This window comes from Gordonia insulae, from assembly GCF_003855095.1.
In the GTDB taxonomy this organism is placed as follows: Bacteria; Actinomycetota; Actinomycetes; order Mycobacteriales; family Mycobacteriaceae; genus Gordonia; species Gordonia insulae.
The window spans coordinates 2,151,311-2,165,472 of record NZ_CP033972.1 but is presented as its reverse complement, the minus strand read 5'-3'; the positions used below and the strand labels follow the sequence as shown (position 1 = coordinate 2,165,472).

Annotated in this window: 12 protein-coding genes; 5 read left to right on the top strand and 7 right to left on the bottom strand. The window is 65.0% G+C overall.

Annotation, left to right across the window (positions count from 1 at the left end; translation table 11 throughout):
• Positions 1–58: 58 nt before the first annotated feature.
• From D7316_RS09775 to D7316_RS09760, 4 genes are read right to left on the bottom strand one after another with little or no spacing between them, the layout of a single operon-like run.
• A complete protein-coding gene (locus tag D7316_RS09775; protein ID WP_124708115.1) occupies positions 59–826 on the bottom strand; it encodes an enoyl-CoA hydratase in 768 nt (255 codons plus the stop codon).
• The gene (locus D7316_RS09770) at positions 823–1,881 is read right to left on the bottom strand and encodes a TIGR03617 family F420-dependent LLM class oxidoreductase (protein WP_124711234.1); all 1,059 of its coding nucleotides are present in this window, start codon (positions 1,879–1,881) and stop codon (positions 823–825) included. The genes D7316_RS09775 and D7316_RS09770 overlap by 4 nt, the downstream gene beginning before the upstream one ends.
• Entirely contained in the window at positions 1,874–2,950 is a 1,077-nt protein-coding gene (locus D7316_RS09765; RefSeq protein ID WP_124708114.1) for an NADH:flavin oxidoreductase, read from the bottom strand. The genes D7316_RS09770 and D7316_RS09765 overlap by 8 nt, the downstream gene beginning before the upstream one ends.
• 15 nt (positions 2,951–2,965) lie before the next feature.
• Positions 2,966–4,228 carry an FAS1-like dehydratase domain-containing protein gene (locus tag D7316_RS09760; RefSeq protein ID WP_124708113.1) on the bottom strand — a complete coding sequence of 421 codons (1,263 nt, stop codon included), beginning with the start codon at positions 4,226–4,228 and terminating at the stop codon, positions 2,966–2,968.
• Between the two features lie 72 nt (positions 4,229–4,300).
• On the opposite strand from D7316_RS09760, the gene D7316_RS09755 reads away from it, so the two are divergent.
• The 4 genes from D7316_RS09755 (at position 4,301) to D7316_RS09740 (ending at position 8,447) form a co-directional block, all read left to right on the top strand.
• Positions 4,301–5,296 carry an LLM class flavin-dependent oxidoreductase gene (locus tag D7316_RS09755; RefSeq protein WP_124711233.1) on the top strand — a complete coding sequence of 332 codons (996 nt, stop codon included), beginning with the start codon at positions 4,301–4,303 and terminating at the stop codon, positions 5,294–5,296.
• Between the two features lie 3 nt (positions 5,297–5,299).
• The gene (locus D7316_RS09750; RefSeq protein WP_124708112.1) at positions 5,300–6,070 is read left to right on the top strand and encodes an enoyl-CoA hydratase/isomerase family protein; all 771 of its coding nucleotides are present in this window, start codon (positions 5,300–5,302) and stop codon (positions 6,068–6,070) included.
• Between the two features lie 67 nt (positions 6,071–6,137).
• Entirely contained in the window at positions 6,138–7,631 is a 1,494-nt protein-coding gene (locus D7316_RS09745; protein ID WP_124708111.1) for an acyl-CoA synthetase, read from the top strand.
• Between the two features lie 39 nt (positions 7,632–7,670).
• Positions 7,671–8,447, top strand: a complete 777-nt coding sequence (locus D7316_RS09740; RefSeq protein WP_124708110.1) for an enoyl-CoA hydratase — start codon at positions 7,671–7,673, stop codon at positions 8,445–8,447.
• Between the two features lie 7 nt (positions 8,448–8,454).
• Here D7316_RS09740 and D7316_RS09735 read toward each other — a convergent pair whose 3' ends face one another.
• The 3 genes from D7316_RS09735 to D7316_RS09725 all read right to left on the bottom strand — a co-directional run bounded on the left by D7316_RS09735 (position 8,455) and on the right by D7316_RS09725 (position 13,309).
• Positions 8,455–9,186, bottom strand: a complete 732-nt coding sequence (locus D7316_RS09735) for an ABC transporter ATP-binding protein (protein ID WP_124708109.1) — start codon at positions 9,184–9,186, stop codon at positions 8,455–8,457.
• Positions 9,183–11,954 carry a branched-chain amino acid ABC transporter permease/ATP-binding protein gene (locus D7316_RS09730; protein ID WP_124708108.1) on the bottom strand — a complete coding sequence of 924 codons (2,772 nt, stop codon included), beginning with the start codon at positions 11,952–11,954 and terminating at the stop codon, positions 9,183–9,185. Before D7316_RS09730 ends, D7316_RS09735 begins: the two co-directional genes overlap by 4 nt.
• Before the next feature lie 92 nt (positions 11,955–12,046).
• On the bottom strand, positions 12,047–13,309 hold the full coding sequence (locus D7316_RS09725; protein WP_124708107.1) for an ABC transporter substrate-binding protein: 1,263 nt from the start codon (positions 13,307–13,309) through the stop codon (positions 12,047–12,049).
• Between the two features lie 172 nt (positions 13,310–13,481).
• Here D7316_RS09725 and D7316_RS09720 point away from each other — a divergent pair, with 172 nt between their 5' ends.
• Positions 13,482–14,138: an SDR family oxidoreductase gene (locus D7316_RS09720; RefSeq protein WP_124708106.1), complete on the top strand. Its 657-nt coding sequence runs from the start codon at positions 13,482–13,484 to the stop codon at positions 14,136–14,138.
• Positions 14,139–14,162 lie beyond the last annotated feature (24 nt).

Here is a 14,162-nt window from a genome sequence, read left to right as displayed (position 1 = left end):
GATCGAGTAGGTGACGAGCGTAGCGAGGAGCCGTATCGAGATCACGTGCTCCACCCACTCAGGTCAGCTGTGATCGGTTACGTTCCATGATGTTTCGCCGGTTCTCCTCGAGCGCGTCCCAGGCGGTCGGGTGGGCCGCGGACAGGCGGGACTCGATTTCGAGGACCTGCCCGGAACCAGCCTGCCAGCCCGCGGTGTACATGTGCTTGAGTGCGACCATCACGTCGCCGCCTACGTCGCAGATCCGGCCGGCCACCTCGAGTGCGTGCGGGATCAGCCGATCGTGCGGCACCACCTCGGTCACCAAGCCGATCCGGAGTGCCAACTCGGCGTCGACGAGCTCACTGGTGAACGACATCCGACGCGCCCACGCCGTGCCGACCCGATCGGGGAGGCGGGCGGTCAGGCCGCCGCCGGGTAGCACGCCAACGCGCGCGTGGGTGTCGGCGAACACCGCCCGATCCCCGGCGATCAAGAAGTCGCATCCCAAAGCGATCTCGAGACCCCCGGTGACGGCGGCACCGTTCACGGCACCGATCACGGGTGTGCTGAGTTCACCGACCAGCCTGATGCAGTCATCGTCCTCGAACAGCTTCAAATATTCGGGACCGTCGTCGGCCAGCGCACGGAGGTCGAGTCCCGCGCAGAATGCCGGATCCGCGCCGGTGAGGACGATTGCGCCGACCTCGGTATCCGCGTCCAGGGAGCGTAGTGTCGCGCTGAGCTCACTGATCAGCTCGGGGCTCAGGGAGTTCCGAGCCTCTGGGCGGTTGAGTGTCACGAGCGCGACCCCACCATCGATCTCGGTGAGCACCACCGGAGTCATCGGACCGCGTTCTGGATCTCGCGGGCCAGTTGCATGACCAGATCGGGGTCGTCGATACCGAGCGTATTCACCGAGTAACGACTGACCACGCCTTGACCCCGTGCGGCGAGTTTGCCCGGGATGTCTGCGGGCGTGCCCACCACGGCGAAGGCCTCGAGGACCTCGTCGGGGAGGCGTTCACCCATCTTTGTCCACCGATCCGGGTCGTCGGATTTCGACAGTGCGTGCATCTCGGCACCGAGATCCTGCCAGCCGTGGAGTTCCAGGACGGGTAGGTATGCGGGGGTGGAGGCGTAGAACGCCAGTTGCTGTTTGACTGCCTTTGCCGAGGCCGCGAACTCTTCGTCGGACCGGCCGGTGACCACAAAGCTGAGATCGACGATCTCGAAGTCGTCGCGCAGTCGGCCACCGGCTCCGCGTTCGAGGGCGGGGACGGTCATCTCCCGCAGGTAGCGCTCGGTGGAGAAGCCGTGCACCAGCAGCCCGTCGGCAACGGCCCCCGCCGTCTCGCACATCTTGGGTCCCACCGCGGCGATGAACACCTTGGGTGCCGGTGTCTGCGACGGCGGAGTGAACATGGGGGTCATCAGGGTGTGGGTGTAGAAATCGCCACGGAAATCGAGCTTCTCCCCGGTCGCCCATGCGAACCAGATCGCACGGAGCGCGGCGACGAACTCGGCCATGCGGGCGGCCGGTGCACTCCACGGCATGGAGAAGCGACGCTCGACATGGGGTTTGATCTGGCTGCCCAGTCCGAGGATGAGCCTGCCGCCCGAGTAGTCCTGGAGCGCGCGGGCCTGGGTGGCGAGCGTCATGGGTGACCGGGCGAACGCAACCAGGATATTGGTCATCAGGTCCACCCTCGACGTGCTACCCGCAGCCACAGTCAGATGCAGCAGTGGGTCCGACGACAGTTCGGCGTACGAGATCCCGTCGAGGCCTGCGTCTTCGGCGAGACGGGCCAGCGCAGCAGTGTCGGCGAGTTGCTGACCCGGCGGGCCGATCGGCAGCACCACCTTGGGGGCGGCGACACTCGCAGTGGTGGTCTCAGGCAACGAAATCATCCCAATTCGTGGAGAGGTAGTCGAGGAACGCGGGGCCGACGGATTCGCCGACCAGGTGATCGGCCGGAACCGGCTGTTGCAGTGCGCGATACGTCGGGTCGGCGACGATGCTCCGCGCGAAATCGTGATGGAGGATGGCTGCCGTGCCGATGAGGACGAAATCGGCGCCCCGCTCCAGACATTCGCGAGCACCGGGGGCGTCGGTGATCTTGCCGGCCACGCCCACACGGGTGTTGCCGCGGGGCAGATCGGTGAAGAAGTCGATCAGCCGACGACCATGGTGAGCCTCGTCGTAGGGTTCCTTGAACGCGTCCCACAGGGACAGATCCAGATAGTCGAGGTTGCCGCGGTCGAGGACCTCGAAGGCGAGAGCGCGGGCCTCGTCGAGGACGATTCCGTATCGCTCCGGTGAGAGTCGTAGGCCGAGTTGGAAATTCGGCGACACTGCCGCACGGATGCCGTCGACGATCTCGTGGACGATGCGGAACCGGTTCCGGGTCGATCCGCCGTAACGGTCGGTGCGGTGATTGCTACGGGTATCAAGGAACTGCGCGATCAGATAGCCGTGGGCTCCGTGGACTTCGACTCCGTCGAAGCCCGCTCGCTCAGCCCGGACCGCCGCGTCGACGAAGTCGTGCACGACCTGTTCGACCTCGCCTGTGGTCAGTGCGGTCGCTCCCTTACTCGGGTCGTCCCAAGGGGCGACAACGGGACGCCCCGAGATCTGGGCATTCGCCCGCCGCCCACCGTGTTGCAGCTGTACCGACGACACCGCCCCGGCCGCTCGCAGGCCGTCGGCGAGTCTCGTGAGGCCCGGCAGTTGGGCATCGTCGCAGATACCCAACTGCCCGGGAAATGCCATGCCGGCCTGGCTCACATGTGCCGCACAGGTCATCACCATCCCGAACCCGCCTTCGGCTCGTCGGGTCAACCATCGGTACTCGTCGTCGTGGAGTGTCCCGTCGTCGTTGCTCTGCATGTTTGTCAACGGAGCGAGGGCGATTCGATTCTGCCAGTCGGGACCGTGGCGGAAGGTCAGGGAGTCGGCGAGTGCGGTCATGTGTGTGGTCCCGTCTCAGGCGAAGCGCTCGATCTCATGGGCCAACAGCGACTGGAGATCGTCGGCGGGTGGCTTCGGCATTTCGACGGCCGCCTCGCGAGTCGGCAGCAGTACGACCGCGGTTCCCGGGGTGTTGGTCTCGCCACGCTGGTTGGTGCATGCCAGTTCCAGGTGGACCTCATTGCGGGTGCCTTGCTCGTCGGTCACCTGCCGCTTGTCGACGACCTTGCCGGTGATCCAGGTGGTGTCGCCGATGTAGTTGAACTTGCGGTGCTGACACGACAGTTTCCACAGCCAGCCGTCGTCGCCGATCCAATCGGTGAGGGCATGGGTCAACCAGGTCTCGCGCATCGCACCATAGTCGTAGTTCATCGGGATGCCGAGTTCCGCGGCGCGTTCGGATTCCCAGTGCAGGCGTTGCACGGTATCGGGGATGTTCCGTGAGTTCGCCGGGTACAGGCCGGGGACCTTGCGACGGATCGTCCGTGAGATGCCGAATGTCCCGGGCGGGGTGAGCTGCATGCCCCAACCGACATGCCACACGATCACATCGGTGACGGTGAGTGGGCCTTTGACGCGCTTGTCGATCTGGTCGCCGATCTCGACGTCCTCCCAGTAGCGGGTCTCGGCGCCGCGCCTGGTCTCGGCGTCATAGGCCGCGTCGATCTCGGCGAGTTGCTCGTCGGTGTACGGGGTGGTGAAGTCGATGGGATCGGCCTTCTTGGCATTGGCCCGCGAGGTGTGGCGCTCGGCGTTGATCCAGGTGCCGCGTTGGATGGCGTGGATCTCACCGGCACCGTTGGCGAACAAGAAGTCGTTGGTGACGTGAGCAGTGCGACCACCGAACTTCGAGGGCTTCTCCTCGACCCCGACCTGCGCACGGACGACCTGACACCGGTCGCCGAGCGTCAGCGGGCGAAACCACTCGAACTCCATCACAGCCTGGTACGAGCCGAGTCCGGCGAACGGGTCACCCTTCAACAGGGCCTTCTGCTCGGGGCTCACCGGCGGCGCGGCGTTCTCGCCCATGGTGTACATGAAATTGGGCGGCGCGATCAGGGTTCCCCAGCGGGTGTTCTTGCCGTAGTCGGGATCGCACCAGAGGGGATTGGCATCGCCATATCCGAACGCGAAATGGCGTGTGCCGTCGGCGGTCACCTCGTGATTGTGCGGGGTCAGAGGGCGTTCCGGAATGCCGATACGCCGGCGTGAACGCTCGAATGACTCGTCGGTCAGAATGCCGTACTCGGCGGATTGCGGGTTGGTCACATCACTCACGGCGACTCCTCATCTATCGGCTATTGCAGTCCATCATATAGTACAATCAGCTAAATGATTAAAGGAGTCGAGATGGAGTTCGGATTACCCTGGCCCGGAGCCGAGGTCGCACAGGAGGCGGAGAAGGCCGGCATCGCGGCGTTCTGCACCGGTGATTTTGTCGACAACGACGCATATTCGGTACTGGCGGACATGGCGGCAAACACGACAAAAGCCCAGGTCGGCACCAGTATCGCGTATGCGTTCTCCCGCAGTCCGTACGCGCACGCGTCCGCGATTCGGACGCTACACAAGCACGCTGCGGGCCGATTGTTCCTCGGGCTCGGTTCGGGTGCCTACGCGATCAATCGGGACTGGGTCGGGGCAGAGGCCGACCGCCCGGTCGCGCGAATGAGCGATCTCGCCGGAGCGGTACGAGCCTGGCTGCATGCGGAGAACGGCGAACGTGTCCGTTACGACGGTGAGTTCTATCGGGTCGACGCGCGGGTCCAGGCGCCGGTACTGGGCCGACTCGATGTCCCGATTTTGTTCGCCGGCTTCAACAAAGGCATGGCCGCTGCTGCGGCCCGACATGCCGACGGGGTCATCGGCCACGGCTTGTTCACGGCGCAATGGTGGAACGACGTCGTCCGGCCGGCGACCGCCAAAGGACTGGCCGACGCCGGCAAGAGCAGCACGATCGAACACGGTTGGCTGATCACTGCGGTTGATGACGACAACCCGGATCGGGCCATCCTCGACGCCCGCCGCATGATCGCCTTCTACCTCACCGTGAAGACCTACGACGCGTTCATCGAGCAGCATGGCTGGACGGACGCCGTGGTGGCGCTGCGCGCCGCCTTCAAGGCCGGGGACATGGACACCTTCACCAATGCCGTCACAGACGACATGCTCCACACGATTGCCGTGTGCGGCACAACGGCCGATGCGCGTTCGCGTCTGGCGGAGCGCAGGGCCGAGGGGTCGCTGGCCCGGGATCTGACATATCTGGGGCAGCCGGCGTTCCTGGTGAGCGATCGGCGACGAGCGGTCTACGCTCACAACAGCCTGGCGTTACTGGAAGGCTGATACGTGAGCTTCGTCAGCTACCGCTTCGAGTCAGGTTGTGCGCGCATCACATTGACCGATGGTGACCGGGGGAACCCGGTCCACTCCGATATGGTCGAGGAACTGTTTGCCGCGGTGCGGCGGGCATCGGCTGACTCGGCGCGAGTGATCGTGCTCAGCGCGCAGGGACGCTTCTTCTCCGTCGGCGGGGATCTGGCGGCATTCGCCTCGGCTGCGGACATGTCCAACTACATCGACGACCTCGCCGACTCCTTGCATCGTGTGGTGAGCGAACTCGTCCGCGCCGACGCCGTGGTGGTCTCGGTGGTGCAGGGTCCTGCTGCCGGGGCGGGCTTTCCGCTCGCCGCCGCGGCGGACATCATCATCGCGGCCCAGACGGCGACATTCAGTCTGGGCTATACGAAGGTCGGGCTCAACGTCGATGGTGGGACCAGCCTGCTCGTGCACTCGCTGGGTCTGCATCGCTCGCTGCGGCTGGCCCTTCTCAACGATGCGATCAGCGCCAACGAGGCACTGGCGACGGGCCTGGTCGCCCGGGTGGCTCCGGATGGTGATCTCGATCGGGTAGCCGAGAAGATCGTCGATCAGGTCCTCGCCGGCCCGGCCGGGGGACAGGCCGCCACCAAGCAGCTCTTGCGGGCGACCGCGGACGCGGCTCCCGAGAGCGCGTTGCGTCGGGAGGCGCTTGCCATTCGCACCACTGCCGGTGATCCCGACGCGAGAGAAGGGGTCGGGGCGTTTCTGGCGAAACGCCGACCTGAGTTCGCCAGATGATCGATGGTGGAATCCGCTCACCGATATCGCACAATCGGGTGACGTTGACAATCACGGAGGAACACTGATGCACCTCACCGCGCTCGCTGCCGAGCTCGGAAGCAAACCTGCTGTGATCATGGGTGAATCGGGCCAGTCGATCAGCTATGCGGAACTCGAGCGCGCGTCGAACCGGATCGCGCACGTGTTGACCGACCTCGGATTGCGGCCGGGGGACCACATCGCGATCCTGATGGAGAATCGTCTGGACGTTTTTCCGGTGGCGTGGGCTGCGCAACGCTCAGGGCTCTTCTACACCCCGGTCAACTGGCATCTCACCGTCGCCGAGGCGGCATACATCGTCGACAACTGCGAGGCGACGGTGCTCATCTCATCGTCCGAACTCGCAGCGCTCGCCGATGAATGCGCGCGATCGGCTTCGCGCGAGGTGACCAGGCTGACCGTCGGTGAGGATCTCGAGGAACTGGCATCCGTGGCTCCGGACATCCCGATCGCGCATGAGCTGGAGGGCTGCTACATGTTCTACAGCTCCGGCACCACGGGCCGTCCCAAGGGGATACTCCCCGAGTTGACCGGTGATGCGTTCGGAACCGGATACGCGATCGACCACATGATGGGTACCGCATTCGGTCTCGGCCGCGACACCATATACCTCAGCCCGGGTCCGCTCTATCATGCGGCGCCGTTGGGGTGGTCCATGGGGGCCATCCGCAACGGCGGTACAGCAGTCGTGATGGAGCGGTACGATGCGGAACGCTCGCTCGCCCTGATCGAGCAGTATGGTGTGACCGCAGCACAATTCGTACCCACCATGTTCGTTCGGCTGCTCAAGCTCCCCGACGAGGTGCGCCGATCCCACGACGTCGGCTCGCTGCGCATCATGATCCACGCCGGTGCGCCATGTCCCGTCGAGATCAAACGGCAGATGATCGATTGGCTCGGGCCGATTCTCGTCGAGTTCTACGCAGGCAGTGAGGGAACCGGATTCTTCATGGTCGACTCGAAGGCCTGGCTCGAACGGCCCGGTACGGTCGGAAAGGCTCTGCTCGGAGTTGTGCACATCTGCGACGACGACGGAAACGAACTGCCGGTCGGCGAGGTCGGGCAGGTCTGGTTCGGTGACGTCCGCCGGTTCGAATACCACGGTGATCCCGACAAGACCGCTGGTGCGTGGAATGACCGTGGCTGGAACACCCTCGGAGATCTCGGTCATGTCGACGCCGACGGCTATCTGTACCTGTCCGACCGGCGAACCGATCTGATCCTGTCCGGTGGCGTCAACGTCTATCCACGCGAGATCGAGGACGTACTCATCCTGCACCCGGCAGTTGCCGACGTCGCCGTCATCGGCCTGGCCGACGACGAGTTCGGCCAGCGCGTGCACGCGTTCGTATTGCCCAGCGACGAGACACTTCCCGGACCGGATCTCGAGGAAACGCTCGCCACATACGCACGCGAGCACCTCGCGGGCTTCAAGGTTCCCCGCGGGTGGACTTTCCTCGACGAGTTTCCGCGGCTGCCCAGTGGAAAGATCCTCCGCCGTAAGCTGCCGGTGAGCTGAAAGCCGGTGCGTCCGGAGGTGTAATGGCGGAAGGCAAGCATGACTACCGAAGCAGAGACCGACGGCGGGCAGTCGTTGTTCGTGGATCGTCGCGGCGGCGTCACCGTCCTGACGTTGAACCGCCCTGCCCGACGCAACGCACTCGACAGGGCCTTGCGCCGTGCACTCAGGAAGGAGTTCGCCACCGCTGAAGCCGACGACGATGTGCGGGTCATTGTCGTCACGGGCGCGGGAAGTGCATTCTCTTCAGGCGTGGATCTGTCGGAGGCGTTGACCGGGCCTGCGACGGCCCCGGAAGGTGCGACACCTACACAGGTGATGCGATCGCTGTCGAAGCCGGTGATCGCAGCTGTCAACGGTCCATGCTTCACCGGTGGGCTCGAGCTCGCGGTCAGCTGTTCGTTCATCATCGCCTCCGAGGAGGCCGTGTTCGCCGACACGCACACGTCGATCGGTCTGATCGATGGATGGGGCGGCAGTGCGATGCTGCCGCGAATTGTCGGACTGCCGATGGCCACCCAGATCATGCTCACCGGGAACCCCATCGACGCGCAGACGGCGTTGCGTATCGGGCTCGCCAATGAAGTCGTGCCGGCCGATCGGCTCATGGCGCGAACCCTTGAGATCGCAGAATCCATCGCGGCCGCTCACCCCGAGGCGACACGTCGACTGCTCCGGTTACTCAACGACGGCGCCGGAAGCTCGACTGCGCACGCCCTCGGTCTCGAGGCCGAGGCAGCGGCGACCTGGCGGCCGAACGGCGCGGAGATCCGTCGTCGGTTCTCCACGCGAACGCAGAAGCCGGATCAGACGTAGCCGGGTCCTACTCGGCGGCAACCCTGTCGCCGCCGAGATAGGCCGCCTCGATCCGCTCCGGATGCGTCAGCAGCTCCTTGGCATCGCCGGAGAGGACCTCGGCGCCGTGGGCGAGCACAACGGCGCGGTCGGCGGCCTGCAGGGCGAGTCGGACATGCTGCTCCACGAGAATCACCGCTGTTCCGGTGTCGTCGGCGACCTGACGGATCACCGGCAGGAGTTGTTCGACGATGACCGGCGCCAGACCCATGCTGAGTTCGTCGATGAGCAGCACCGTGGGGTCCTGGACCAGCGCGCGCCCGATGGCGAGCATCTGCTGTTCGCCGCCCGACAGCGAGCCGGCGGCTACCGAGGTCCGTTCGCGCAGACGAGGGAACAGATCGAACACCCCGTCGATCTTTGCCTTCTTGCGGCCGGCGAGTTTCAGGTTCTCGTAAGTGGTGAGGGTGGTGAACAGCGCACGATCGTCGGGCACCAGGACGAGCCCGTGACCGGCGGCCTGGCGAGAGTGCTCCGACCGTAATGTGTTGCCGTCCAGGGTGATCGACCCGTCCGCCCGGTTGATCAAGCCGGCCAGCGCCAGCAGGGTAGTGGTCTTGCCTGCACCGTTGGGGCCGAGCAAGGCGAGGATCTCGCCGCGGTGAACACTCAGGTCGACGTCTCGGATGACCGGTGCGCCCGCATAGCCCGCGGACAGTCCTGAACATGACAGCACTGGGGTCTTTGATGTGGTGTTCACGCGGTGACCTCCTGGGCCTGGGCGAGGGCGGGTTCTTCCAACGCGGCCTCCTCCGGGGGTGCGCTGCTGCCGAGGTATGCGCGGATGACCTCGGGGTTCTGCTTGATCTCGTCGGGAGTGCCGATGGCGATCACACGCCCGAGGTCGAGGACGACGATGCGGTCACACAGGTCGAGCACCAATCCCATGTCGTGATCGACCATGACCACTGTCGTCCCGGCGCCTCGGACTGCGCGCAGGCGCTGCCCGAGCCACATGCTCTCCGAACTGTCGAGGCCGGCGGCGGGCTCGTCGAGCATCAATGCCTTGGGTCGTCCGGCCAGCGCGCGAGCGATCGACACCAACTGTCGTTGTCCCTGGGACAGTTCGGCGACCATCCGGTCGGCGACCGGGGTCAAATGCAGGATTTCGAACAGCCGCTCGAGATCCGGGTCGTCCTCGCCGCGATGCTTGGCGGCTTCGGTGCCGACGAGCACGTTCTCCCGCACGGTCAGGTCGTCGTAGAGTTCGATGCCCTGGAAGGTGCGTCCGAGTCCGCGCCGGCTGCGTTCGTGTGGTGCCAGTCCGTCGAGACGCTCGCCGTCGAGAACCACCGATCCAGTCGAGTTGGCAAACCCGCTGAGCGCGTCGATGAGGGTTGTCTTGCCCGCCCCGTTCGGTCCGATCAGACCCAGGATCTCGCCTGAGCGGACTGAGAAGCTCACGTCTTCGAGGGCGATCACGCCGCCATAACGCATCCCGACGGCCTCGGCGGACAGCACCTCGGTGCCGAGAGCGGGAGCTTCGGATATCGAGGTCGGGTCGACAGAGAGGTCCAGATCGACCGATCCGTTGGGGCGGTGGCGAATTCGGGTGATCAGCGCGTGGACGGGGCCGACGATGCCGTCCGGGTTCACGATGACGGACACGATCAGGAGCACACCGGTGATGACCGCGAAGTAGTCGCCGAGGTTGACCCACTTGTCGAGCGCAAAGTACAAGATGCCACCCACCCCGATGACGCCGGAGAGAACCCCGCCACCGATTGAACTGATGCCGGCCAGGTACGCGGTTGCGAACAGGGCGATTCCGGCCAGCGCAGAATAGCTGGCCGCCGACGCGACATTCTGTTGATAGGCCATCAGGGCGCCGCCGAGGCCGGCGATGAACGAACCGATCGCGAATGCGATGATCTTGACCCGGTTCACCGCGATGCCGGATGCCGCGGCAGACCGCTCGTTGGCGCGCACGGCGAGCATCGACGCGCCGAGCCTGCTACGGCGCAGGAACGCGACGCCAAGGCCGACGAATACGGCCACCACGAGGCAGAGGATTCCGAAGGTGATGCGGGGATACGAGTCGCCGCTGCCGATGCCGAAGTCCAGACCGAACATGGTGGGGTTCTCCACCGGGGCACCCGCGGCACCACCGTTGAAGTCGGTGTTTCGGAACCAGAAGGCCTCCAACGTGACCGCCATGGCCAGGGTGAGCACCGCAACGGGCAGCCCGCGGAGTCGGAGTGCGGGTAGGCCGATCACGACTCCGATGACGGTGGCGACGAGCGCCGCGAGTATCGGAGCGAACGGAAACGGCACGCCGAGGACCGTGGTCAGGCGACTCACGACGAAGGCCGAGGTGCCCGCGAGGGTCAACTGTGCGAGAGACACCTGGCCGGCGAATCCGGTCACCACCACCTGGGAGAGTCCGATGATCGCCAGCACGATGGTGGTGATGACCGCGCCGCGAGTGCCTCCACTCGTGGCGAACAACGCGACGAGCCCGATCGTGACTGCAATTATCGTTGGCGTCACAAGGTTCCGCGGCCGTGGTGCACGTCCCAGCGACAAGGAGGAGAGGGTCCCGCGCTGAGGGAGTTGATTGCGTCGGACGACGAGCAACACCAGGATCAGCACGAGCGTGGTCAGCTCCGCGACGCCGCCTGCCGGGAACCAGTCGATGGTGTTCTGCAGGTAGATCAGCTCACCCTGGACCATGCCGATGATCAGTCCCGCCGCGACGGTCGGCCCAACCTTCGTGAAGCCGCCGACCATTGCAGCGGCGAGCGCTGGGACGATGAACAGTGTGTATGACAGCGGCACCAACGGAACGATCGGCGCGATCAGGATGCCACTGACGCCGGCGACGACGACGCTCAGAGCCCAGTTGATGGCCGCGACACGATTCGGCGAGAGGCCCGAGACAATCGCTCCACGTTCGGTTTCGGCGACCGCCCGGGTGGCCAGCCCGAACCGCGTGTATTTGATCAGCGCGCCCAGGGCGAGCGCGAGCACGATGATGATGAGCGCGAACCAGACCCGGTCGGCCGGGATGCGGACACCGGAGACCGTGTAGATCTCCTGCGACAGAATGGGTTCGACCGAGACCGGACTGGTACCGACCCGCATGGCGAGTACGAGCTGCACGACGAGCATCACTCCGATGCTCGCGACAGCCTTGGCCACTGGTGACGACGTGCGCAACCAACGAAAGACCAGTAGATAGAGGATGAGACCGACGGCAGCTGCGATCACCAGGGAAATGGCCGCGGCGGAGACAAACGTCAGCGGCTGGGACGAGAGCGTGATGGTCTGCGGGAAACCGGGAATGGGGACAAGGAGTTCCCCCTTGCGTAAGAAGGCGAATGTGTAGGCGATATAGAGAGCGAGCGCACCCGTGGCGAAATTGACGACCCCAGAACTTCGGAAGGTCACCACCAGGGACATACCCAGCGCAGCGAACACCGCACCGGCACCGAGGCCGAGGATCAGGAAGGCGAGATGGTCAGACACGCGAAGGTTGCTCTCTGCTAGACGAATGGGGCCGGGGCGGTTGGCCCGATTCCGTTGGCTCAGGCGTTATCCAACGGAACCGGGCCCCGACGTCAGTTCAGCTGCTTGACGTCGGTGATCTGGCCGTTGTCGACGGTGCCCACCAGGGCGCCTGCGCTACATGCCATGGGCAGGCCGGGGACGGCCTTGCCGTTGCAGCTCATCGCCAGCCCATCGCCGACCGGCAGTGGAACATTCGCGGCGGCACGGATGGCACTGTTCACCGACGCTGCAGTGACGTCACCCTTGACAGTTCCGGCGGTGCGGACGAAGCCGAGCATCGACTGGTAAGCGGTCACCGCGGTTCCGTCGGGTGAGACCGAGGGTGCGTACTTGGCCATGATCGCCTGATAAGTCAACGATTCCGGATCGGTTCCGGAGCCGAAGGCGGTGTTGAACACCTTGGAGCCGTTCAGCTCTGCGCTGGCGGCCTCCATGACGCTCGGATCGAGGCATGGTCCGATCACCATCTTCTCCGCGTCCGTGCCGACGGTGCCGAGAGCCTTGAGCACGGAGGTGCACATCGTCGGATCGCCGACGATGCCCACGGCCTGCGGGTTGTTCTTGAGGCCGGCGGACACCTGCGGTGAGGCATCAGGATTCCCGAGGGGGATGGCAACGACGTTCAAGTTGATGCCGGCCGCCTGGAATGCCGGAACACCCATGGCCTTCGCGCCGTTGATGGCGGCTGCGGAGTCGGTTACGTAGAGCGTCACGTCCTTCATGCCGCTACCCGCCGTGTACTTGGCCATCCCGCTCAGAACCGCGGGAAAGCCGCCTGTCCATGAGTAGGAGTAATCCGGAGCCGTCAGCTCGGTCTGTCCTGCGCCCTGGTACGAGGTGTAGGGGATCTTGGCGCCGGTGAGGATGGGTACCATCACGTCGCCTTGGGCGGTGTTGGTCACCACGACGCCCACCACACCCGCCTCGACCATCTGGTTTGCGCACGCAGTTGCAGACGCCGGGTCTTCCTTGGATTTGCATTCCACAAGTTCGATCGGTCGACCGCCGATGCCTGCGAGATTCTCGTTGGCGTACTTGACCACGGCCTCGGCCGTTTCTCGATCCTCGGGCAACGAGATCGCCGGGCCGCCTTCGGGGTTGATCAGCCCCACCTTGACCGGTGTCCCGCTGGCCTGATTGCCGGCAAATGTACCGCTGGGTGCAGCCGCGACCGCGCTCTCGGCGGCTGCCGACGATGAGCCGCCCTCACTGGAAGAATCCTCGGTACATGCCGTGGCGCCGGCGATGACGACCACGGCGCCGAGGCACGCTGTCGCATAGCGGCGACGCGAGCGGGATGACGCGAAACGCATACTGACTTCCTTTGATCGGCGAGGCTCGTCGCGAGCCTCGGCACATTTTCGCTGCGTTGTGATGCAGACCACTCCGAAGGGTGATGGACGAAAGGTAGACGAATCAGTCAATACATGTCAATAAGTAAACTGATTTTGCTGAATATCTTTGGTCCGACTATGCTCGAAACCCATGAGCAAACCGGTCATCGTCGTGGTGGGAGCAGGTCCGGGCGTCAGCGGTTCGGTCGCTCGGCGATTCGCGGCGAAGGGATACGACGTCGGGCTGCTCGGCACCGATGCGGACCGGTTGGCGGAGTTGGATCGCCAGGTTGCCGACCACGGCGCGCAGACTCTCGCCGAGGTCTTGGACGTCACGGACGTGGCGGCGGCCACGTCAGAAATTCGATCAATGGGGCAGTGGTGGAACCGAATTGACGTCCTTCACTTCAACCCCAGTGCTTTCCGAGAAAAGGATCCGCTCGAACTCACCGTCGAGGAACTGCTCGAGGATGTCGCGCTCGGTGTGGGTGGCCTACTCACTGCGGTGCAGGCCGCGCGGCAGTTCATGTCGGCGGGTGGCCGCGTCACCGTTACCGGGAGCATGGCGGCGGACAAGCCGTGGAATCGTGCAGCGTCGCTGGGCGTGCAGAAGGCCGGGATCCGGAATCTTGTCCGTAGTATCGACACGACTCTCGCGCCGGAGGGCATCCGCGCCGTGTCAGTGACGGTGCAGGGCTCACTCGGCGAAGACGGTCCCTTCACTCCCGATCGGGTGGCCGAGGCGATCTGGGATGCCGCACACCAGGACGAGGCGTCATGGTCTTCCGAGGTGGCCTACCACGGGTGAGGCTCGCGCTGGATCGTTGATGAG

Coding starts and splice junctions, on each gene's coding strand:
- D7316_RS09745 (WP_124708111.1), top strand. CDS start 6,138: ATGCACCTCACCGCGCTCGCTGCCGAGCTCGGAAGCAAACCTGCTGTG.
- D7316_RS09755 (WP_124711233.1), top strand. CDS start 4,301: ATGGAGTTCGGATTACCCTGGCCCGGAGCCGAGGTCGCACAGGAGGCG.
- D7316_RS09725 (WP_124708107.1), bottom strand. CDS start 13,309: ATGCGTTTCGCGTCATCCCGCTCGCGTCGCCGCTATGCGACAGCGTGC.
- D7316_RS09720 (WP_124708106.1), top strand. CDS start 13,482: ATGAGCAAACCGGTCATCGTCGTGGTGGGAGCAGGTCCGGGCGTCAGC.
- D7316_RS09740 (WP_124708110.1), top strand. CDS start 7,671: ATGACTACCGAAGCAGAGACCGACGGCGGGCAGTCGTTGTTCGTGGAT.
- D7316_RS09765 (WP_124708114.1), bottom strand. CDS start 2,950: ATGACCGCACTCGCCGACTCCCTGACCTTCCGCCACGGTCCCGACTGG.
- D7316_RS09775 (WP_124708115.1), bottom strand. CDS start 826: ATGACTCCGGTGGTGCTCACCGAGATCGATGGTGGGGTCGCGCTCGTG.